Here is a 19970-nt window from a genome sequence, read left to right as displayed (position 1 = left end):
GCGATGCGTCCGAGACGCTGGCATCCCCTGATCATCGCCCTGCACTGGCTGACGCTGGTGCTGATCCTCGTGCAGTTCGGGCTCGCACAAGTGATGCGCGACGAGACGCGCGACCTGATCAGCCGCTTCCCGCTCTACCAATGGCACAAATCCATCGGGCTCAGCGTCGCGGCGCTCGTCTTCCTGCGCCTTGCGTTGCGGCTGGCCTTGCCGGAGCCGCAGTCGCTCGCCATACCTGCTTGGCAGGCGTTCGTTGCGGCAAGTGTCCGGGCCGGGCTCTATCTTTGCCTGCTCGCGCTGCCGCTGACCGGCCTGCTGATGGTCTCGGCCGCGCCGATCCAGATCCCGACGCTGCTCTATGGCTGGATCGCCGTGCCGCATCCGATCAGCCCGGACAAGGCGATCTACGAGGCGATGCTGCGCCTGCACGAGGCGCTCTTCACCACGCTGGCCACGCTCGCAGCGATCCATGCCGGCGCGGCCCTGTTCCATCAGTTCGTGCTGAAGGACGGGCTGATGCGCCGGATCTGGTTTGGCCGCGATCAGCCCTTGCCTTGAGAGGCCAGCGCCTCGGCGCGGATGGTCGAGAGCGACTTCGCCGGCGTGATCGCCTCGGGATCGAGCAGGCAATGGATGATCGCCGGCTTGCCGCTGCTCAGCGCGCGCTCGAAGGCCGGCGCGAATTCCTCGGTCGTCTCGACCCGCTCGCCATGGCCGCCGAAGGCCTTGGCATAGGCGGCGAAGTCGGGGTTCTTCAGCGTCGTCGCCGAGACCCGGCCGGGATAGTGCTTCTCTTGGTGCATGCGGATCGTGCCGTACATGCCGTTGTCGACGACGATGACGATCACCGGCAAGTCGTATTGCACCGCCGTCGCGAAATCCTGGCCGTTCATCAGGAAGCAGCCATCGCCGGCGAAGGCGATCACCGTCCGGTCCGGAAAGAGACGCTTGGCCCCGATCGCGGCCGGCACGCCATAGCCCATCGAGCCCGAGGTCGGCGCGAGCTGCGTCGCGAACTTGGTGAAGCGGTGGAAGCGATGCACCCAGGTCGCGTAATTGCCTGCACCGTTGCATAGGATCGCGTCGGCCGGGATGTTGCGGCGCAGCCAGGTCACCATCTCGCCGGGATGGAACTTGCCAGGCACCGGTGCCGGCTGCTCGCTCCAGGCGAGATAGGCGTCATGGGCTTCCGCCGCCGCACCGGCCCACGGGATCACCTGCGGCGGATGCACCGTCTCGAGCGCTGCGCAGAAGGCGGTCGGCGAGGCGTTGATCGCCAGCTCCGGCCGGTAGACGCGGCCGAGCTCTTCCGGATCGGGATGGACATGCACCAGCGGCCGGCCCGGATTGGGAATGCCGAATAGCGTGTAGGACTGGCTCGGCATTTCCGACAGGCGCCCACCGACCAGCAGCACGAGGTCGCTGTCCTGGATGCGCTTCAGCAGCTTCGGATTGGGGCCGATGCCGAGATCGCCGGCGAAGTTTGCATGGTGGGCCGGGAAGACCATCTGTCGGCGGAACGAGACCGCGACCGGCAGGTCGAAGCGCTCGGCGAAGCGCTGGAAGCGCGCGATCGCCTGTGGGTCCCAGCGCGAACCGCCGAGGATGGCGATCGGCGCCTTCGCCGCCCAGAGCCGCTTCTGCAGGTCGATCGTCTGCAGAAGCGAGGGATGCGTCTCGGTGACCTGATAGGGCGCTGCGTCCGGCACGTCGGCGAGGTCGGTCAGCACATCCTCGGGCAGCGCGATCACCACCGGGCCGGGGCGGCCGGCGGTGGCGACATGGAAGGCGCGGCTGATGATCTCGGGGATGCGCGCAGCATCGTCGATCTCGGTCGCCCATTTCGTCATCGTGCCGAAGACGGCGCGGTAGTCGAGCTCCTGGAAGGCCTCGCGCTCGCGCATGCCGCGCTCGATCTGGCCCACGAACAGGATCATCGGCGTCGAGTCTTGGTCGGCGATATGGATGCCGGGCGAGGCATTGGTCGCGCCGGGGCCGCGCGTCACGAAGCAGATGCCGGGCTTGCCGGTGAGCTTGCCGGCGGCCTCCGCCATCATCGCCGCGCCGCCCTCGGCCCGGCAGATGGTGACCTTCATCTCGGCGTCGTGCAGCGCATCGAGCACGGCAAGATAGCTCTCGCCCGGCACGCAGAAGGCGTCGGTCGCGCCGTGGATCAGGAGTTGGTCGACGAGGATCTGCCCGCCAGTGCGCTCAGCCATTGTGCGGCCCTCCCCAGGCCGGGTCGTTCAGGATCTCGTCGGCGTGTTCGCCAAGGCGTGGGCTCGGCCGGCCCGCGACCTGCCTGACACCGTCGAGCACGATCGGCGAGGCGACGGTCGGGGTCGAGCCGGCCCTGGCCGCCGGATTCTCGAGGTCGACGCGTACGCCGCGGGCCTTGACCTGCGGGTCGGCGAAGACCTCCTCGATCGTGTTGATCGGGCCCGCCGGCACGCCGACGGCCTCCAGTTTTGCCAGCAGGTCGAGCTTGGCAAAGCGGCTGGTCAGTGCGTTGAGGCGCGCAGTCAACGCGACGCGGTTGGCGACGCGCGAGCGGTTGTCGATATAGTCGGGCTCAGCCGCGAAGCCGGCATCGCCGACGGCTTCGCAGAGCTTGCGCCACTGCCCGTCATTGCCGGTGGCGATGATGATGTGCCCGTCCGCCACCGGAAAGACGTCATAGGGCACGATGTTGGGATGGGCGTTGCCGAGGCGCTGCGGCGCCTTGCCGGAAGTGAGATAGTTCATCGCCTGGTTGCCGAGCACGGCGACCTGCGCATCGAGCAGCGCCATGTCGAGGACAGCGCCTTCACCGGTCGCATCGCGCCGGCGCAATGCGGCGAGGATGCCGGTCGTGGCGTAGAGGCCGGTATAGATGTCGGCGACGGCATAGCCCGCCTTCATCGGTGCGCCCTGCGGTTCGCCGGTGACCGACATCGGCCCGCCCATGCCCTGGACCAGGAAGTCGTAGCCAGCGCGCGGCGCATAGGGGCCGTCCTGGCCGAAACCGGTGACCGAGCAGTAGATCAGCCGCGGATAGACCTTGCGCATCGACGCCGCGTCGAGCCCGTATTTGACGAGCCCGCCGACCTTGAAGTTCTCGATCACCACATCGGCATGAGACGCGAGGCGATGCACCAGCGCCTGGCCCTCGGCCGTACGAAAATCGGCCGTGATCGAGCGCTTGCCGCGATTGGCCGAGTGGAAATAGGCGGCTGAGAGATGTTCGTCGCCAGTGCCCTCGACGAAGGGTGGGCCCCATTTGCGGGTGTCGTCGCCCTCGGGCGCCTCGACCTTGACGACGTCGGCGCCGAGATCGGCAAGGAGCTGGCCGATCCAGGGGCCTGCGAGGATGCGCGCCAGTTCGAGAACGCGCAGGCCGGCGAGGGGAGGGGCTGAAGTCATATGCGAATCCACGCCGTCGTCCCGGCCGCAGCGAAGCGGAGAGCCGGGACCCATGCCGGAACGGTTCAGGCATGGGTCCCGGGTCGAGCTGCGCTCGCCCGGGACGACCCGAGAGGGAGGATCAGAAGAACGCCTGCAGCCCGGTGACGGCCCGGCCGAGGATCAGCGCATGGACGTCGTGCGTGCCCTCATAGGTGTTGACCGTCTCGAGGTTCGCCGCATGGCGCATGACATGGTACTCGATCGAGATGCCGTTGCCGCCGTGCATGTCGCGGGCCTGGCGGGCGATGTCGAGCGCCTTGCCGCAATTGTTGCGCTTGACGAGCGAGATCATCTCCGGCGCCATCTTGCCTTCGTCGAGCAGGCGGCCGACCCGGAGCGAGCCCTGCAAACCGAGGGTGATCTCGGTGACCATGTCGGCGAGCTTCTTCTGGTAGAGCTGCGTCTGGGCCAGCGGCTTGTTGAACTGCTTGCGGTCGAGCCCGTATTGGCGGGCGCGGTGGAAGCAGTCTTCGGCGGCGCCCATCGCGCCCCAGGAGATGCCGTAGCGGGCGCGGTTGAGGCAGCCGAACGGGCCCTTCAGTCCCGAGACGTTCGGCAAGAGGTTCTCTTCCGGCACGATCACGCCGTCCATGACGACTTCGCCGGTGATCGAGGCGCGCAAGCTGAGCTTGCCGCCGACCTTCGGCGCGGAGAGACCCTTCATGCCCTTTTCGAGGATGAAGCCGCGGATCTGGTTGTCATGCGCGGCCGACTTGGCCCAGATGACGAAGACATCGGCGATCGGCGAGTTCGAGATCCACATCTTCGATCCCGTCAGCTTGTAGCCGTCGGCGACCTTCTCGGCCCGGGTCTTCATCCCGGCCGGATCGGAGCCGGCATCCGGCTCGGTCAGGCCGAAGCAGCCGACCCATTCGCCCGAGCCGAGCTTGGGCAGGTACTTCTTGCGCTGGTTCTCGTCGCCATAGGCGTAGATCGGGTACATCACCAGCGAGGACTGCACCGACATCATTGAGCGATAGCCGGAGTCGACGCGCTCGACCTCGCGGGCGACGAGGCCATAGGAGACGTAGTTGGCGCCGGCGCAGCCATATTCTTCCGGGACCGTCACGCCGAGCAGGCCGAGCTCGCCCATCTCGTTGAAGATGCCGCGCTCGGTCTTCTCCTCGAGATAGGCCTCGGCGACGCGCGGCTGCAGCTTTTCCTGAGCGTATTGGCGGGCCGTGTCGCGGATCAGCCGCTCGTCCTCGGAGAGCTGCTCGTCGATCAGGAACGGATCTTCCCAGTTGAACTCAGCCAGCTTGTGGCTATGAGCGGTCTTGCGCGCGGCTTCGGCCATGATGCTCTCCCTCGATTTCTTGTCAGGCGTCGACGTCGAAGCTGACGCCCTGCGCCAGCGGCAGCGTGGTGCCGTAGTTCAGCGTATTGGTGGCGCGGCGCATATAGGCCTTCCAGGCATCCGAGCCGGCCTCGCGACCGCCGCCCGTCTCCTTCTCGCCACCGAAGGCGCCGCCGATCTCGGCCCCGGACGGGCCGATATTGACGTTGGCGATGCCGCAGTCCGAGCCTTCGTCGGAGACGAACAGCTCGGCCTCGCGCATGTTGAGCGTGAAGATCGACGAGGACAGGCCGGCGCCGACCGCGTTCTGAATGGCGATCGCTTCCTCGACCGACTTGTACTTCATCACATAGAGGATCGGCGCGAAGGTCTCGCGCTCGACCGGGCCGCACTGGCTGGGCATCTCGACCAGGGCCGGGCGGACATAGAAGCCGCCTGAGCCGACATCGACCTTCTCGCCGCCATGGACCTTGCCGCCCTCGGCCTTGGCCTCGGACAGCGCCTTCTGCATGCCCTGATAGGCGGCCTCGTCGACCAGCGGCCCGACCAGAACGCCGGCCTCGCGCGGGTCGCCGATCTTCACGGAGCCGTAGACCTTGGCGAGCTTCGGCACGAGCTGGTCGTAGACGCTCTCATGCACGATCAGGCGACGCAACGTGGTGCAGCGCTGGCCGGCGGTGCCCATCGCCGCGAAGGCGATGCCGCGCAAAGCGAGGTCGAGATCGGCCGACGGCGCCACGATCGCGGCATTGTTGCCGCCGAGCTCGAGGATGGCGCGGGCGAAGCGCGCGGCGAGCTTCTGGCCGACTTCCTTGCCCATCCGGGTCGAGCCGGTGGCGGAGAGGATGGGGACGCGATGGTCCTGCACCAGGATGTCGCCGATCTCGCGGCCGCCGATCAGGATCTCCGAGAGGCCGACGGGCGCCTCGGGGCCGAAGCGCTTCATCGTCTTCTCGACGATGGCCTGCACGGCGAGCGCGGTCAGCGGGGTCTTCTCGGAGGGCTTCCAGACGACGCTGTCACCGCAGACGAAGGCGAGCGCAGCATTCCAAGACCAGACCGCGACCGGGAAGTTGAAGGCCGAGATCACGCCGCAGACGCCGAGCGGATGCCAAGTCTCCATCATGCGATGGTTCGGCCGCTCCGTCGCGATGGTCAGGCCATAGAGCTGGCGTGACAGGCCGACGGCGAAGTCGCAGATGTCGATCATCTCCTGGACCTCGCCGAGGCCCTCGGAGGTGACCTTGCCGGCTTCCAGCGTCACCAGCAGGCCGAGATCGGCCTTGTGCGTGCGCAATTCTTCACCGAGCAGGCGGACGAACTCGCCGCGCCGCGGCGCCGGTACCTTGCGCCAGGCGAGAAATGCAGACTGGGCCCGGCCGATCGCGGCCTCGGCTTCCGCCGGCGAAGTCTCGCGCAGCGTCGCGACCGTCTCGCCGGTGATCGGCGAACGGGCGGAGAGGCCGGCGCCGGCATAGGCGCTGTCGGTCACGCCGAGGCGCTTCAGCAAGGCGAGGGCGTCGTTCGGAAGGGAGGTCGTCATGGTTCGCCTATGCTCCTGCCGCCATCGGGCCATCGCGCAGCATCAGCAACGCAAATGAACCCGGATGCCGGTCCATCCAGGGATGGCGGCTTGCCGGAAGCCTGCCAGTTCGGCTGCACAATGCCCTCTTCCGGTCGCTCTCCGCAATCGATATGTTCTCACGACTTGATGAGATGAGATCATGAACTCGGAGATCGTTCCCGGCCGCCTGTCCGTACCCTCGCTCTCGGCGCTTGCCGCCTTCGAGGCAGCGGCGCGCCATGGCAGCTTCACCCGCGCCGCCGAGGAGCTCAACCTGACGCAAGGGGCGGTCAGCCGCCAGATCGCGCTGCTGGAGCAGAATCTCGGCCTGAAGCTGTTCGAGCGGGTGAAGAAGCGCGTCAGCCTGACGCCGGCTGGCGGCGCCTATGCCGCCGAGGTGCGTGACGGACTCTCGCGGCTTGCTGCAGCGACACTGTCTGCCATGGCCTTCCGGGGCGGCGCCGGCCTGCTCCATCTCGCCATCCTGCCGACCTTCGGCACGCGCTGGCTGATCCCGCGCCTGCCGCGGTTCACCGAGGCACATCCCGGTGTCACCATCAATTTCTCGACCAAGCTCGTGCCCTTCGATTTCGCCCATGACGAGGCGGATGCGGCCATCCATTTCGGCCACCCGGTCTGGCCCGGCGCGCGACTGCATCGGCTGATGGGCGAGGAAGTCGTGCCGGTTGCGGCGCCGGCGCTGGTCACGCGGGCCGGCATCCGCGAGGCGGCCGACCTGCTGCGCCAGCCCTTGCTGCAGCAATCGACCCGCCCGCGCGCCTGGGCCAATTGGCTGGAGCAGCAGGGCCTGCCGCCGGAGCGGGCGCTGATGGGCCCGCGCTTCGAGCAGTTCGCCATGGTGGCGCAGGCGGCGGTGGCGGGGCTCGGCGTCGCCATCGTGCCGCGCTTCCTGATCGAGGAGGAATTGCGTTCGGGCGCCCTCGTCATTCCCGTCGACCGGCCGGTGCGCGGGCCCGAGGGCTACTACCTCGTCTATCCCGAAGCCAAGGCGAGCCTGCCGGCCGTGATCGCCTTCCGCGATTGGCTGCTCGGCGAATGCGGAGAGACGAGCTAGCCTCTCGACAAGCGCTGGTTGAGGCGTCATTCATGCGCTGAGATCACGAACCATCGCTTGCGCAGGTCACTCATGTCTTCCGCTACAGGCTCGGCCGACATCGTCATCGTGGGGGGCGCCGCGATCGGCTCCTCCGTCGCCTATCACCTCGCCAGCGATCCCGGCTTCAAGGGCAAGGTGATCGTCGTCGAGAAGGATCCAACCTATCGGCTCTCGGCCTCGGCGCTCTCGGCCGCCTCGATCCGCCAGCAATTCTCCAGCGCCGTGAACATCCGCGTCTCGCTCTTCGGCATCGAGTTTTTGCGCAATATCGGCCAGCACCTCTCGGTCGATGGTGAGGCGCCGTCGATCGACCTGCACGAGGGCGGCTATCTCTATGTCGCCGGTGATGAAGGGCGTAGCGTTCTTCAGCAGAATCAAGCGCTTCAGCAGCAGGAAGGCGCCGACGTCGCGCTTTATGCTGCAGAAATGCTGCGCAGCAAATTCAGCTGGCTAAATACCTCTGATCTCCTCTGCGGCACCTATGGCGTCAGCGGCGAGGGCTGGTTCGACGGCTGGGCCCTGCTGCAGGCCTTCCGCAAGAAGGCGCGCGCGCTCGGCGTCGAATATCGCCAGGGTGAGGTCGCCGGCTACGTCGTCGAAGGCGGCCGTGTCACCGGCGTCGAGTTGGCCGATGGCAGCCGTATCGCTTGCGCCGCTGCGGTCAACGCCTCTGGCACGCATGGCGCCAAGCTCGCCGCGACCGCCGGTGTCGCCATCCCCGTCAAGTCGATGAAGCGCTATGTCTATAGTTTCACCTGCAAGGGCGAGGTCGAGAACTGCCCGCTGCTGATCGACACCTCCGGCGCCTATGTCCGCCCGGAAGGCAAGCGGGGCTCGGATGGGCAGATGTTCATCTGCGGCTCCTCGCCGCCGGCCGAGCTCGATCGCGAATGGGTCGAGACCGATGCCGATGTCGAGGATGTCGACTGGTCCTTCTTCGAGGAATATGTCTGGGCGCCGCTCGCCCATCGCGTGCCCGCCTTCGAGGCGATCAAGCCCGGCCGCGCCTGGGCCGGCCCCTATGACATGAACGGCCTCGACGGCAACGCCATCCTCGGGCCGGCGGTCGGCGTGCCCAATCTCTATCTCGCCAACGGCTTCTCCGGCCACGGCCTGCAGCAATCGCCGGCGGTCGGCCGCGGCCTCGCCGAGCACATCGTCAACGGCCGTTACCTCTCGCTCGATCTCGCCGATCTCGGCCATGAGCGGATCGTCGCAGGCAAGCCGCTGCGAGAGGCGAACATCATCTGAAGGGGAGTGCGCGCCATGATCGACACGGCCTATGTCACGACCATGGCGCGCTATAATCGCTGGCAGAACCGCAGCCTTTACGAGGCGGCGGACACGCTCACCGACGAGCGCCGCAGGCTCGATCGCGGCGCCTTCTTCCGTTCGATCCACGGCACCTTCTGCCATCTGCTCTGGGCCGACCAGACCTGGCTGTCGCGCTTTGCCGGAACGCCGAAGCCGAGCGTGCCCAATCGCGAGTCTTCGAGGATGATCGAGGACTGGCAGGAGCTGATGGCGGCGCGGCGCACCTTCGACGAGACGATCCTGCACTGGGCGGAAGGCCTCTCGCCGGAATGGCTTTCAGAGAACGTGACCTGGTTCTCCGGCCTGAACGGGCGCGAGATGACGATGCAGGCGCCGGTGCTCGTCATGCATTTCTTCAATCACCAGACCCATCACCGCGGCCAGGTTCATGCGATGCTGACGGCTGCGGGGGCGAAGCCTGACGAAACCGACCTGATGCTGGTCGATCTGCGGGGTTGAGGCGCCAGCCTCAAGCTAGGCTTTTGCCTCTTCCGCACGTCGTGGCGGCCTTCGCGACGTCTGCTTGGCCGTCTTGTCCGGCTCTTCCTCGCTATCATCGACATCGTCGGGGATCGCCGCCGTCGTATGCTGGCTGAGCTTCTGGAACAGGCCGAGCCCGACCAGCGCCGCGACCGCGACCAGCATGAGGAGCGCCGGGAACAGGATGTCGGCCGGCTTGTCGCGCGCCGCCTTGGTGATCAGCACCAGCGATTCCAGGCTGAGCGCGACGATGATGATCGTCATGAACTTGGTCAGCGACCCACGTGCTTCCGCAGGCCGGCGCAGTTCACGGTCAGCGATGACCTCCTCCTCGAACAGGAACTTGCCGACATCGGCGACGGCGACCGCGATGATCACCAGCCCGATGCCGTCGAGCATGGTGTCGAGCGCGCCTTCGCCAGTTCGGAAGCCGGTGAAGGTGCGTGAGATCGCGACCGCCATCAGCAGTAAGGATGCCAGCAGCAAGGAGCCGGCGATGCCGGAATAGAGCAGGCGGCTGAACAAGGTCATGGCGCGGATCCCCCCGAGATGCTGCGCCATGAACCCGGCAGGCGGCGACTCGTTCCCGCCACCTGCTGCCAGGGACGTCCGGTGCGGGATGGCGGCGATGCAGCAGCGTCATGCTCCGCGCCTTGCGGTCGTTTCGCCGGCAATGCCATGGTCCTGCACCTAGAGCCGGATGATTTCAGATGGAATCGCTTTGCGTTTTCATCTGAAATCTGAATCCGTCTCTCATCAAAAAGTTAGAGCAGGATTCTTGCGAAAAACCGGTTCCCACTTTTTCGCATCCTGCTCTAGCCGCCGGAGCGCGCCATGATCGACACGACCAATCTGATCGCCTTCATCCTGCTCGCGTTCGGCATGGTGCTGACGCCCGGGCCGAACATGATCTACCTGATCTCGCGTTCGATCTCGCAGGGGCCGGCCTCCGGACTGATCTCACTCGGCGGCATCGCGCTCGGCTTCGTCTTCTATGTTGTCTGCGCCGCCTTCGGCATCACCGCGCTGCTTTTCGCCGTGCCCTTCGCCTATGATGCGCTGCGGCTCGCCGGTGCCGCCTATCTGCTCTGGCTCGCCTGGCAGGCGGTCCGGCCCGGCGGCAGCTCGCCCTTCCATGTTCGCGAGCTCAAGCATGACGGCCCGCGCAAGCTTTTTGCGATGGGCTTCCTCACCAGCCTGCTCAATCCGAAGATCGCGATGTTCTATCTCGCGCTGCTGCCGCAGTTCATCGATCCGGCCGCCGGCAGCGTGCTGGCGCAGTCGATCATCCTCGGCTTCATCCAGATCATCGTTTCGGTCAGCGTCAACACGCTGATCACCTTCGCCGCTGGCGGCATCGCCATCTTCCTGCGCACCCGTCCGTTCTGGTCGCTGGTGCAGCGCTGGCTGATGGCGACGATGCTCGCCGGCTTTGCCGTCCGCATGGCGGCCGAAGCGCGCCGCTGAGCGGTCGCGGGCAAGGATTTCTGCACTGTTAGCAAGGTTTGTGCATCGCGGCGTCGGGCTGCCGGCTCATCGTGATCGGCGCAGCGCATAAAGCGGGAGTTTTCCATGAGTGTCGCCAATGGCCGGGCCCTGCTCGCGATGCCGGGCCCGACCAATGTTCCCGATCGTGTGCTGCAGGCGATGATGCGGCCCGCCGAGGAGCTCTCCTCGAAGACGATCGTCGATCTGACCGAGACCTTGCTGGGCGATCTCAGGGCGATCTTCCGCACGACGGGCGAAACTTTCCTCTACGCCGCCAACGGCCATGGCGGCTGGGAGGCGGCGCTCACCAATGTCCTCGCGCGCGGCGACAAGATCCTGGTGCTCGCCAGCGGCCGCTTCGCCGTTGGCTGGGGCGAAACGGCAAGGTTCATGGGGGCCGATGTCGAGGTGCTCGCCGGTTCCTGGCGCGCGGCGGTCGACCCCGCTGCGGTCGAGGAGCGCCTGCGCCGGGACACGGGCCATGAGATCAAGGCGATCCTGACCGTCCAGATCGACACCGCTTCGGGCGTGGTCAACGATATCCCCGCGATCCGCCGTGCCATCGATGCGGCCGGCCACCCGGCGCTCTACATGGTCGACGGTGTCGCCTCGATCGGCTGCATGCCGTTCGAGATGGATGCCTGGGGTGTCGATATCGCGATGTCTGCCTCGCAAAAGGGCCTGATGACGCCGCCCGGCCTCGCCTTCGTCGCCGCCAACGGCAAGGCGCTGCATGCGCATCAGCGCGCCACGATGCGCACGCCCTATTGGGACTGGACTGCGCGCCTGAACCCACTGCTCTACATGAAGCATTGCGGCACGCCGCCCGAGCATCTGATGTTCGGCCTGCGCGCTGCCCTCGACATGATCCTCACCGAGGGCCTCGATGCTGTCTGGCGGCGCCACGCCTTGCTGGCGGCTGCGACGCAGGCCGCCATGTCGAAATGGGCGGAAGGCCAGGTGCTGAGCTTCAATGTCGTCGAGCCGGCGCAGCGCGCCCCTTCGGTCACCACGATCCTCGTCGACGGCGATCCGGCCGCCATCACCGATCATGCGCAGCAAATCTGCGGCGTGACCCTCGGCATCGCCATCGGCGATCTCGCCGGCAAGGCTTTCCGCATCGCGCATATGGGCCATGTCAATGCGCCGATGGTGCTGGGCAGCCTGAGCGCGGTCGAGATGGCGCTGCAGGCGAAGGGCATTCCGCATGGCAATGGCGGCGTCGCGGCTGCCATCGCCTATCTCGGAGCCCATGCAAGCGAAGTGCCTGCCTAAAGGGGCGGGTTCTACTCGGAACGACTTCGTCATCCTGGACAAGCGGCGAAGCCGCGCAGCTCCGGGATCCATCGTAGGGCTCCAACGCCCTACGATGGATCCCGGGCCGAGCTTCGCTCGCCCAGGATGACGGCGGTGGTTCCTCGTGAAATCAGTACGCTCTAGGCGCTGATCAGGCGGCGGAGACGCGCTGCAGGAACTGGTGCACCGTCGTCTCGAGTTCCTCGGCCTTGCCCTCGAGCGCCGTGGCCGAGTTCAAGACGGCACCGGCGACCTCATGGGTCTGATTGGCTGAACCACGGATATTGTTGGTGGTCTGCGCCAGATATTCGGTGCCGGTCGCGACCTCGGCGATGCTGCGGCTGATGACATGCGTCATCTGCCCCTGCTCCTCCAGCGCCGCGGCGATCGACAGCGTGCGCTCGTCCATATCGGCCATGCCAGCGGTCAGCCTGGCGATCGTCTCGACCACGCCGGCCGTCGCCTGCTTGATCTCGGCGATCTGCCCGGCGATGTCCTGGGTCGCAAGCGCGGTCTGGTGCGACAGGCTCTTCACCTCGCCGGCGACGACCGCGAAGCCCTTGCCGGCATCCCCGGCACGAGCGGCCTCGATCGTCGCGTTGAGCGCCAGCAGGTTGGTCTGTGCGGCGATGCCGCGGATCAGGGCGACGATGCCGTCGATGCGCTGCACCGCCTGGTCGAGCACATTGACCGAGCCGGCGGTGGTGCGTGCGCTGTCATTCATGTCGGCGACCAGCGCCTGCGTGGTGGCGAGCTGGTGATCGATCGATGTGATGGCGGTCGAGAGCTGCTCGGTCGCGGTGGCGACGTCCGAGACGTTGCGTGAGGATTCCTCCGAGGTCGAGGCCACGGCGGTGACTTCGCCATTGGCGATATTGGCGATCTCGTTCAGGGCGGCGGCGCGCTCCTTCAGATCGCGGATGTTCTGCAGCACGGTCTCGAGCGTGGCGAGGAACTGCGTGTTGAAGCTGGCGACGATGTTCTGGGTTGCCTTGCGGCGAGCCGCCTCGCGCTCCATGTCGTGCAATTGCGCCTGGTGCAGTTCTTCGGCCTGTGCCGTGGCGTCCCGGCGTGCATCTGCGGCCATGTCTCCAGCAGTTGCGAGCGTCCTGACCTGTTGCCGTGTGATCCAGAGCAGCAGGCAGAGCTGGATGACAACGCAGGCAAAGAAGAGGCTGTCGTCTTGAAGGGAGATGCCGGCTTGCGGCGATGTGGTCTCGATGACGGCCACGTGCCCTAGCGCCATGACCGTGACAGCCACGAGTGGCTGCCAGGCGCACCAGCCGGCCGACAGCGTCAGCATGATCAGCAGCACCGCATGGCCTGCCTCGTGCCACTCCGCTCCTTCCAGCACATGGGTGAGGGCGAGCGCGCTGCCGGTCGCGGCGAGCGACAGGATGATCTGCGTTGCCGTGCCGGTCGGGTCGCGCCGCCACGCCAGGGTTGCGAAGGCCGCCAGCCCAAGCGTGATCAGCAGAGGCGGAAGCGGTTCGGTCCTGCCTGCCGCGAAGGAGGCCAGTGCCGTTGCCGGCACCAAAAGCCAGAGCAGCAAGGTCAGAGCGCCGCCGACGCGCAAACGCAGCTGCGTCAGATAGGTGGCGGCAGAATCTGTCTGCATGCGGATGATGGCCTGTGAGCACGCGGTCCGGAGACGGCCAGCGGCAGTCGATAGGCCAATCCCCCGCGTGCAGCCTGTCGCCTCCCGCTGAATTTTCGCTTAACCAGGCCTGCTTGGATGCGGAGATCCCTGCATGTGGTCTGTGCCGCGCCGGAGGTCTGCCGGGTTTGCGCGCCTCTTCTATCGTCGCCGGGACAGCTTGGCTAAGCTCGTCGATGCCACTCGATCCCGGAAGCGACCATGACCGACACGACACAGGAAGAAGCCCGCATCCTCGCCTGGCTCGGCGAGCGCAAGCAGGCGATGATCGATCTGCTGCGCGAGATGGTCGACACCGACTCTGGCTCTTACGACAAGGCTGGCGTCGACCGGGCCGGGCAAGTCCTGGCGCGGTTCCACGAGGCGAACGGGCTCTCCGTTGAGATCGTGCCGGATGCCCGCTATGGCGATGCGGTCAAGGCGCGCCTGCCCAACCCGACCGCCAACGACCAGCGGCCGGTGCTGCTCCTCGGCCATCGCGATACCGTCTTCCCCGAGGGCGAGCCGACGCGCCGGCCCTTCACGATCCGCGACGGCCGCGCCTATGGGCCAGGGGTTGCCGACATGAAGGCCGGCCTCGTCATCGAGGCCTTCGTCGCCGCCGCCTTCGCCGCCAATGGCGGCCTCAAGGCACCGCTACTGATGCTGACCACCAGTGATGAGGAAATCGCCTCGCCGTCCTCGCGTCCGGTGATCGAGGCTGCTGCCCGCGAGTCGCGTTGCGTCTTCAATGCCGAGCCGAGCCGGCTGCCCACGGGCACAGACTATGGCCGCGACCACAGGCAGTCGATCACATCGGGTCGCAAGGGTGGTGTCTTCATGCGCGCCGAGTTCTTGGGCAAGGCGGCCCATTCCGGCGCGAACTACGAGAAGGGCGTCTCGGCCATCGTCGACCTCGGCCACAAGATCCCGCAGCTGCAGGGGCTGACCGACCTCACAGCCGGCGTCACCGTGAATGTTGGCCTGATCGGCGGCGGCCAGACCGTCAACACGATCGCTCCCTCGGCCTGGTGCGAGATCGACCTGCGCTACAAGACGCCGACGCAGCGCGAGCAACTGGTGGCAGCGATCCGCGAGATCGTCGAGACGCCGGTGGTCGAGGGCACTTCGGCGAAGCTGATCATCAAGGGCGAGTTCCACCCGCTGGAGCAGACGCCGGATTCGCTCCTGCTCTACGATACCTATCGCGAAGCGGCTGCGGGTTTGGGGATCGCGGTGACGGCCGAATACACCGGCGGCTGCGCCGATTCCGGCTTCACTGCGGCGCAGGGCTGCCCGACTTTGTGCAGCGTCGGCCCGGTCGGCGGCATGGCCCATACGCCGGACGAGTTCCTCGAGGTCGAGAGCATCGTCCCGGCGGCGCAGACGCTGGCGCTGGCGGTGATGCGCACTGCGGCCAGGATGGAGTGAGCGGGCACGTCATGCTCGGGCTTGACCCGAGCATCTCAGGCCGGATGAGGCCGTGATCGGCGCCTTCTCGTCCCGAGATTCTCGGCTCTGCGCTGCGCTCCGGCCGAGAATGACGCCTAAAAAGGGCGCCGCGTGAGCGGCGCCCTTCGTGTTTCATGACCGAGCAAAAGTTCAGTTCAGCGCGACGCCCGCCGGCCGGCTCTCGCTCGCCGCGGTGAACTCGCCGAGCATAAGCCCGGTCGGCCCGACCGTGACCGGCACGGTCTCGCCGTCGCGGATCGCACCCGAGAGCAAGAGCTCCGCCAGCGGGTCCTGCACCGACTTCTGGATCACGCGCTTCAGCGGGCGCGCGCCATAGGCGGGGTCGTAGCCCTTCTCCGCCAGCCAGTCGCGTCCGTCCTCGGACAGGTCGAGCGCGATCTTGCGATCGACGAGCAGCTTGCCGAGGCGAGCCATCTGGATGTCGACGATCGCGCCCATGTCGGCCCGCCGCAGGCGGTGGAACAGGATGATGTCGTCGATCCGGTTCAGGAACTCCGGCCGGAAGGCGTGGCGCACCACGCCCATGACCTCGTCGCGCACGACGTCGCTGTCCTGCCCTTCCGGCTGGTTCACCAGATACTCCGAACCGAGGTTCGAGGTCATGATGATCAAGACGTTGCGGAAGTCGACCGTGCGGCCTTGGCCGTCGGTCAGCCGCCCGTCATCAAGCACCTGCAGCAGGACGTTGAACACGTCCGGATGCGCCTTCTCGACCTCGTCGAACAGCACGACCTGATAGGGCCGGCGCCGGACCGCCTCGGTCAGCGCACCGCCCTCCTCATAGCCGACATAGCCGGGAGGAGCACCGATCAGCCGGCTGACCGAGTGCTTCTCCATGTATTCGGACATGTCGAGCCGGACCATCGCCGTCTCGTCGTCGAACAGGAACGACGCCAGCGCCTTGGTCAGCTCGGTCTTGCCGACGCCGGTCGGCCCGAGGAACATGAACGAGCCGATCGGCCGGTTCGGGTCCTGCAAACCGGCGCGAGCGCGCCTGACCGCCTTGGAAACGGCCTCGACCGCTTCCGCCTGGCCGACGACGCGGTTGGCGAGGCTCTGCTCCATATGCAGGAGCTTTTCCTTCTCGCCCTCCAGCATCTTGTCGACCGGCACGCCGGTCCAGCGCGAAACGACCTGCGCGACATGGTCCGGCGTCACCGCCTCCTCGACCATGCCGGAGGTGTCGCCCTTGGCCTCGATCTCGGCGAGTGCCTTTTCGAGCTGCGGGATCTCGCCATAAGCGAGCTCGCCGGCGCGCTGGTACTCGCCCTTGCGCTGGGCCTGGGCGAGCTCATTGCGGGCGTTGTCGAGCTTGGTCTTGATCTCCGCCGCCTGGCCGAGCTTGTCCTTCTCGGCCTTCCAGGTCGCGGTGATCGCGGCCGAGCGTGCCTCGAGCTCGGTAAGCTCTGACTCCAGCCGCTTCAGCCGCTCCTTCGAGCCGGCATCGCTCTCCTTCTTCAGCGCCTCCTGCTCGATCTTCAGCCTGACGATCTCGCGGTCGATCGAGTCGAGCTCTTCCGGCTTGGAATCGACCTGCATGCGCAGGCGCGCCGAGGCCTCGTCGACGAGGTCGATCGCCTTGTCGGGCAGGAAGCGGTCGGTGATGTAGCGGTTCGACAGCGTCGCCGCCGAGACCAGCGCCGAGTCGGTGATGCGCACGCGGTGGTGCTGCTCGTACTTCTCCTTCAGGCCGCGCAGGATCGAGATCGTATCCTCGACCGTCGGCTCGTCGACGAAGACGGGCTGGAAACGCCGGGCCAGCGCCGCATCCTTCTCGACATATTTGCGGTACTCGTCGAGCGTGGTCGCGCCGACGCAGTGCAGCTCGCCGCGGGACAGCGCAGGCTTCAGCAGGTTGGACGCATCCATGGCGCCGTCGGTCTTGCCGGCGCCGACCAGGGTGTGCATCTCGTCGATGAACAGGATGACGCCGCCCGCCGCAGCCGAGACCTCCGAGAGCACGGCCTTCAGCCGCTCCTCGAACTCGCCGCGATATTTCGCGCCGGCGATCAGCGAGCCCATGTCGAGGGCGAGCAGTTCCTTGTCCTTCAGGCTCTCGGGCACGTCGCCATTGACGATGCGCAGCGCCAGCCCTTCCGCGATCGCGGTCTTGCCGACACCAGGCTCGCCGATCAGCACGGGATTGTTCTTGGTGCGCCGGCTCAGTACCTGGATGGTGCGGCGGATTTCCTCGTCGCGGCCGATCACCGGGTCGAGCTTGCCGTCCCGCGCCGCGGCGGTGAGATCGCGTGCGTATTTCTTCAGCGCGTCATAGCCCTGCTCGGCCGAAGCGGAATCGGCGGTGCGCCCTTTGCGGATCGCCTCGATCGCGGCATTGAGGCCCTGCGGCGTGACGCCGGCCTTGGCCAGGATCTTGCCAGCCTCGCCGTCCTTCTCGATCGCCAGCGCGAGCAGCAGCCGCTCGACCGTGACGAAGGAGTCGCCGGCCTTGTCGGCAGCCTTCTCGGCGGTATCGAAGACCCGCGCCAACGCCGGCGTCAGGTGCAGGCTCGACGCACCGGCGCCGCTCACCTTGGGGAGCTTGGCGATGGCCGCGTCGACCAGCTGCCTGGCCTGCCGCGACTGCCCGCCAGCCCGATCGATCAAGCCTGCGGCCATGCCCTCGCTGTCGTCGAGCAGTGCCTTCAGCAGGTGCTCGGGCGTGAACTGCTGATGGCCCTCGCGCATCGCGATCGTCTGCGCGGCCTGCAGGAACCCCTTCGCCCGGTCGGTATATTTCTCGATGTTCATTCAATTGCCTCCGCCCGCCGGTCGCGCCCCGAAGCGGCGGAGCCGGCTGCTTTCATCAGGATAGGGCCCCCTGACGGGCAGCCCTTCGCCCCAAGAGATAGTGTTGCTTTCGCGCAACGGAAGGGGGAAGGCGCTGCTTTGGCGTTGACCTTTGTCAAAGGCTGCGCCCAGCCTGCTTCCATGGTCGGCACCAAGCGGCAACAGGCGATTCGCAAGGCCCTGCGGGCACTCGCGCCCGGCATCCCGTTGCTCGATGCCGAAACGGTATTGGCGCTCGCTGGCCGGGCCCAGATGAAGGCGCTGCCGCCTTCGACCGCGCTTTGGCTCGCCCTCGGCAGCCATGTCCGCCACAGCCATACCGACTACGACCGCCTGCTTGCCGAGGGCTATGAGCGCGATGCGGCCCGCTTCTTCGTCGCCGACGCGATCGACGACGTGCTCTCGGGCTGGGGCTGCCAACGCTCCATTCTGGATGAGGAAGCGGAGGAGGGTGCAGAGCAGTCGCATTGATCGGATCGATGCAATCTTTCACCGAATGTGATGGCGGCGGCGGTAGCATCTCGGAATCCGGCATGGCAGGTTCCGCCCCCTCGAAATCGGAAGGGCAGGGCCCATGCGCGTCGCTTCGCTGTATCGCTACCCGGTCAAGGGCCTGTCGCCGGAGCGGCTGAGCCGGGCCGAATTGCCGACCGGTGGCTATTTTCCCGGTGATCGGCTCTTCGCCATCGAGAACGGCCCCTCCGGCTTCGATTCAGCCGAGCCGGTGCATCAGCCCAAGATCAAGTACCTGATGCTGATGCGCAACGAATCACTGGCGCGCCTGCGCACGCGCTACGACGACGGCAGCGGCGACCTCGTCATCGGCCATGACGGCGGGGAGACCCGGGTCGCCACCGAAACGGAAGCAGGCCGGGAGAGCCTCACTGCCTTCTTCAAGGCCTTCATGCCGGACGAATTGCGCGGCGAACCGCGCCTGCTTGCGGCGCCGGAGGGCTACCGTTTCACCGATTCGCGCTCGGGCTTCGTCTCGATCATCAACCTCGCCAGCGTCGCAGATCTCGAGAGCCGCCTCGGCGTGCCGGTCGATCCGCTGCGCTTCCGCGGCAACGTCATGGTCGAGGACCTGCCGGCCTGGGCCGAGCTCGATCTGGCGGATCGCGAACTCGTCGCGCCGTCAGGCCTGCGGCTCCAGGTGATCAAGCGGATCGAGCGCTGCGCCGCGACCAACGTCGACCCGGTGACAGGCGCGCGCGACCTGCAGATCCCCAAGGCGCTGATGAAGGGCTATGGCCATGTCGATTGCGGCATCTATTGCCGGATCATCACCGGCGGAACGCTCAGCGAGGGCGAGCGGCTGACCCTGGTCGAGGCGAGCGAGCCGGCGGCGCTCGGCGTCGCCTGAAACAGCAGGAGGGCCCTTGCGGGCCCTCTCGATCAGTCTCGTTGTTCGGCGAGATTACTCCGCCGGGGTCTCGCCGGCATCGTTGCCGAGCGCGTCCATCACTTCGCGCGGCGAACGCCGGCGGGCGCGGGGGCGCTTGGGCTTCTCGGCCGTTTCGGTCGATGCTTCCTCGGCGGCGTCCACTGGAGCAGCGGCAGCGACCGGAGCCGGAGCATCGGTTTCCTCGGCGATCGCGATCGGCACGCGGGTCGGAGTGGTCAGGAAGGCCGGCAATCCTGCCGGGGCGTCCTGCTCTTCATTGCTGTTGCTGGCACGCGCCTCGTCGCGGTCACGGCGCGAAGGACGCTCGCCGCGCGGCGGCCTGTCCTGGCGTTCCGGCCGCTCGAAGCGACGCTCGCTCTGCTGCTGGACCGGTGCGATGTCGGGCTGCTCGGCTCCGGGCTGGGCCTCGGGGCGCGGCACGTAGGAACCATTCTGGCCATCATGCCGTTCGAAGCGGCGCTCACCGCGATCCTGGCGCTCGCCCCGGTCCTGACGGTCGCCACGATCCTGACGGTCGTTACGATCGAAACGGCGCGGGCCGTTGCCGTTGCGGTCGAAATTGCGATCCTGCCGGTCCTGGCGCTGCGGTCGGTCGAAGCGCTGGCCATTGTTCTGGCCGCCTTCACCGTCCTCGCCTTGGCCGCCATGGCCGTTGATGCCGTTGTG

17 protein-coding genes are annotated in these 19970 nt (G+C 67.0%); 9 read left to right on the top strand and 8 right to left on the bottom strand.

The window, feature by feature from the left end; genetic code table 11:
- The first annotated feature begins 3 nt into the window (after nt 1–3).
- Nucleotides 4–558, top strand: coding sequence for a cytochrome b (locus AC07O0_RS17960; protein WP_494625054.1), 555 nt, complete (start codon nt 4–6; stop codon nt 556–558).
- Here AC07O0_RS17960 and AC07O0_RS17955 read toward each other — a convergent pair.
- The 4 genes from AC07O0_RS17955 to amaB all read right to left on the bottom strand — a co-directional run bounded on the left by AC07O0_RS17955 (nt 543) and on the right by amaB (nt 6284).
- A complete protein-coding gene (locus AC07O0_RS17955) occupies nt 543–2219 on the bottom strand; it encodes a thiamine pyrophosphate-binding protein (protein WP_494625053.1) in 1677 nt (558 codons plus the stop codon). The two genes, AC07O0_RS17960 and AC07O0_RS17955, sit on opposite strands and share 16 nt — an antisense overlap.
- Nucleotides 2212–3402: a CaiB/BaiF CoA transferase family protein gene (locus AC07O0_RS17950; RefSeq protein ID WP_494625052.1), complete on the bottom strand. Its 1191-nt coding sequence runs from the start codon at nt 3400–3402 to the stop codon at nt 2212–2214. Before AC07O0_RS17950 ends, AC07O0_RS17955 begins: the two co-directional genes overlap by 8 nt.
- A gap of 121 nt (nt 3403–3523) precedes the next feature.
- Complete coding sequence (locus AC07O0_RS17945) at nt 3524–4741, bottom strand: acyl-CoA dehydrogenase (RefSeq protein WP_494625051.1); 1218 nt, start codon at nt 4739–4741, stop codon at nt 3524–3526.
- Between the two features lie 22 nt (nt 4742–4763).
- The gene (gene amaB / locus AC07O0_RS17940) at nt 4764–6284 is read right to left on the bottom strand and encodes an L-piperidine-6-carboxylate dehydrogenase (RefSeq protein ID WP_494625050.1); all 1521 of its coding nucleotides are present in this window, start codon (nt 6282–6284) and stop codon (nt 4764–4766) included.
- A 181-nt stretch (nt 6285–6465) separates the two neighbouring features.
- Between amaB and AC07O0_RS17935 the strand changes: the two genes are divergently transcribed.
- The 3 genes from AC07O0_RS17935 to AC07O0_RS17925 all read left to right on the top strand — a co-directional run bounded on the left by AC07O0_RS17935 (nt 6466) and on the right by AC07O0_RS17925 (nt 9195).
- Nucleotides 6466–7380, top strand: coding sequence for a LysR family transcriptional regulator (locus tag AC07O0_RS17935; protein ID WP_494625049.1), 915 nt, complete (start codon nt 6466–6468; stop codon nt 7378–7380).
- 72 nt (nt 7381–7452) lie between these two features.
- On the top strand, nt 7453–8673 hold the full coding sequence (locus tag AC07O0_RS17930; protein ID WP_494625048.1) for an NAD(P)/FAD-dependent oxidoreductase: 1221 nt from the start codon (nt 7453–7455) through the stop codon (nt 8671–8673).
- A gap of 15 nt (nt 8674–8688) precedes the next feature.
- On the top strand, nt 8689–9195 hold the full coding sequence (locus AC07O0_RS17925) for a DinB family protein (RefSeq protein ID WP_494625047.1): 507 nt from the start codon (nt 8689–8691) through the stop codon (nt 9193–9195).
- 15 nt (nt 9196–9210) lie between these two features.
- On the opposite strand, the gene AC07O0_RS17920 is transcribed toward AC07O0_RS17925, so the two are convergent.
- Entirely contained in the window at nt 9211–9747 is a 537-nt protein-coding gene (locus AC07O0_RS17920) for a GNAT family acetyltransferase (RefSeq protein WP_494625046.1), read from the bottom strand.
- Between the two features lie 303 nt (nt 9748–10050).
- Between AC07O0_RS17920 and AC07O0_RS17915 the strand changes: the two genes are divergently transcribed.
- Nucleotides 10051–10683, top strand: a complete 633-nt coding sequence (locus tag AC07O0_RS17915; RefSeq protein ID WP_494625045.1) for a LysE family translocator — start codon at nt 10051–10053, stop codon at nt 10681–10683.
- Nucleotides 10684–10788: 105 nt separating this feature from the next.
- Nucleotides 10789–11979, top strand: a complete 1191-nt coding sequence (locus tag AC07O0_RS17910; protein WP_494625044.1) for a pyridoxal-phosphate-dependent aminotransferase family protein — start codon at nt 10789–10791, stop codon at nt 11977–11979.
- A 172-nt stretch (nt 11980–12151) separates the two neighbouring features.
- Here AC07O0_RS17910 and AC07O0_RS17905 read toward each other — a convergent pair whose 3' ends face one another.
- Nucleotides 12152–13618 (bottom strand): methyl-accepting chemotaxis protein, encoded by a 1467-nt coding sequence (locus tag AC07O0_RS17905; RefSeq protein ID WP_494625043.1) that lies wholly within the window; start codon nt 13616–13618, stop codon nt 12152–12154.
- 240 nt (nt 13619–13858) lie between these two features.
- Here AC07O0_RS17905 and AC07O0_RS17900 point away from each other — a divergent pair, with 240 nt between their 5' ends.
- Nucleotides 13859–15067 (top strand): M20 family metallopeptidase, encoded by a 1209-nt coding sequence (locus tag AC07O0_RS17900; protein WP_494625042.1) that lies wholly within the window; start codon nt 13859–13861, stop codon nt 15065–15067.
- 171 nt (nt 15068–15238) lie between these two features.
- On the opposite strand, the gene clpB is transcribed toward AC07O0_RS17900, so the two are convergent.
- The gene (gene clpB / locus AC07O0_RS17895) at nt 15239–17860 is read right to left on the bottom strand and encodes an ATP-dependent chaperone ClpB (RefSeq protein WP_494625041.1); all 2622 of its coding nucleotides are present in this window, start codon (nt 17858–17860) and stop codon (nt 15239–15241) included.
- A gap of 138 nt (nt 17861–17998) precedes the next feature.
- Here clpB and AC07O0_RS17890 point away from each other — a divergent pair, with 138 nt between their 5' ends.
- Together AC07O0_RS17890 and AC07O0_RS17885 are read left to right on the top strand one after the other, a co-directional pair.
- A complete protein-coding gene (locus AC07O0_RS17890; RefSeq protein ID WP_494625040.1) occupies nt 17999–18370 on the top strand; it encodes a DUF2293 domain-containing protein in 372 nt (123 codons plus the stop codon).
- A 103-nt stretch (nt 18371–18473) separates the two neighbouring features.
- Nucleotides 18474–19262 carry an MOSC domain-containing protein gene (locus tag AC07O0_RS17885; protein WP_494625039.1) on the top strand — a complete coding sequence of 263 codons (789 nt, stop codon included), beginning with the start codon at nt 18474–18476 and terminating at the stop codon, nt 19260–19262.
- Nucleotides 19263–19316: 54 nt separating this feature from the next.
- Here the strand turns inward: AC07O0_RS17885 and AC07O0_RS17880 are convergent, their stop codons facing one another.
- The gene (locus AC07O0_RS17880) at nt 19317–19724 is read right to left on the bottom strand and encodes a hypothetical protein (protein WP_494625466.1); all 408 of its coding nucleotides are present in this window, start codon (nt 19722–19724) and stop codon (nt 19317–19319) included.
- Nucleotides 19725–19970 lie beyond the last annotated feature (246 nt).

The organism is Allobosea sp. GW821-FHT10B12 (assembly GCF_059415545.1).
Note: the sequence above shows the minus strand (reverse complement) of the source record. Positions and strands in the feature narration are given on the sequence as shown.

Excerpts from the sequence above, each read along its gene's own strand:
- AC07O0_RS17960 (WP_494625054.1), top strand. The coding sequence starts at position 4 with ATGCGTCCGAGACGCTGGCATCCCCTGATCATCGCCCTGCACTGGCTG.
- AC07O0_RS17955 (WP_494625053.1), bottom strand. The coding sequence starts at position 2,219 with ATGGCTGAGCGCACTGGCGGGCAGATCCTCGTCGACCAACTCCTGATC.
- AC07O0_RS17950 (WP_494625052.1), bottom strand. The coding sequence starts at position 3,402 with ATGACTTCAGCCCCTCCCCTCGCCGGCCTGCGCGTTCTCGAACTGGCG.
- AC07O0_RS17945 (WP_494625051.1), bottom strand. The coding sequence starts at position 4,741 with ATGGCCGAAGCCGCGCGCAAGACCGCTCATAGCCACAAGCTGGCTGAG.
- amaB (WP_494625050.1), bottom strand. The coding sequence starts at position 6,284 with ATGACGACCTCCCTTCCGAACGACGCCCTCGCCTTGCTGAAGCGCCTC.
- AC07O0_RS17935 (WP_494625049.1), top strand. The coding sequence starts at position 6,466 with ATGAACTCGGAGATCGTTCCCGGCCGCCTGTCCGTACCCTCGCTCTCG.
- AC07O0_RS17930 (WP_494625048.1), top strand. The coding sequence starts at position 7,453 with ATGTCTTCCGCTACAGGCTCGGCCGACATCGTCATCGTGGGGGGCGCC.
- AC07O0_RS17925 (WP_494625047.1), top strand. The coding sequence starts at position 8,689 with ATGATCGACACGGCCTATGTCACGACCATGGCGCGCTATAATCGCTGG.
- AC07O0_RS17920 (WP_494625046.1), bottom strand. The coding sequence starts at position 9,747 with ATGACCTTGTTCAGCCGCCTGCTCTATTCCGGCATCGCCGGCTCCTTG.
- AC07O0_RS17915 (WP_494625045.1), top strand. The coding sequence starts at position 10,051 with ATGATCGACACGACCAATCTGATCGCCTTCATCCTGCTCGCGTTCGGC.
- AC07O0_RS17910 (WP_494625044.1), top strand. The coding sequence starts at position 10,789 with ATGAGTGTCGCCAATGGCCGGGCCCTGCTCGCGATGCCGGGCCCGACC.
- AC07O0_RS17905 (WP_494625043.1), bottom strand. The coding sequence starts at position 13,618 with ATGCAGACAGATTCTGCCGCCACCTATCTGACGCAGCTGCGTTTGCGC.
- AC07O0_RS17900 (WP_494625042.1), top strand. The coding sequence starts at position 13,859 with ATGACCGACACGACACAGGAAGAAGCCCGCATCCTCGCCTGGCTCGGC.
- clpB (WP_494625041.1), bottom strand. The coding sequence starts at position 17,860 with ATGAACATCGAGAAATATACCGACCGGGCGAAGGGGTTCCTGCAGGCC.
- AC07O0_RS17885 (WP_494625039.1), top strand. The coding sequence starts at position 18,474 with ATGCGCGTCGCTTCGCTGTATCGCTACCCGGTCAAGGGCCTGTCGCCG.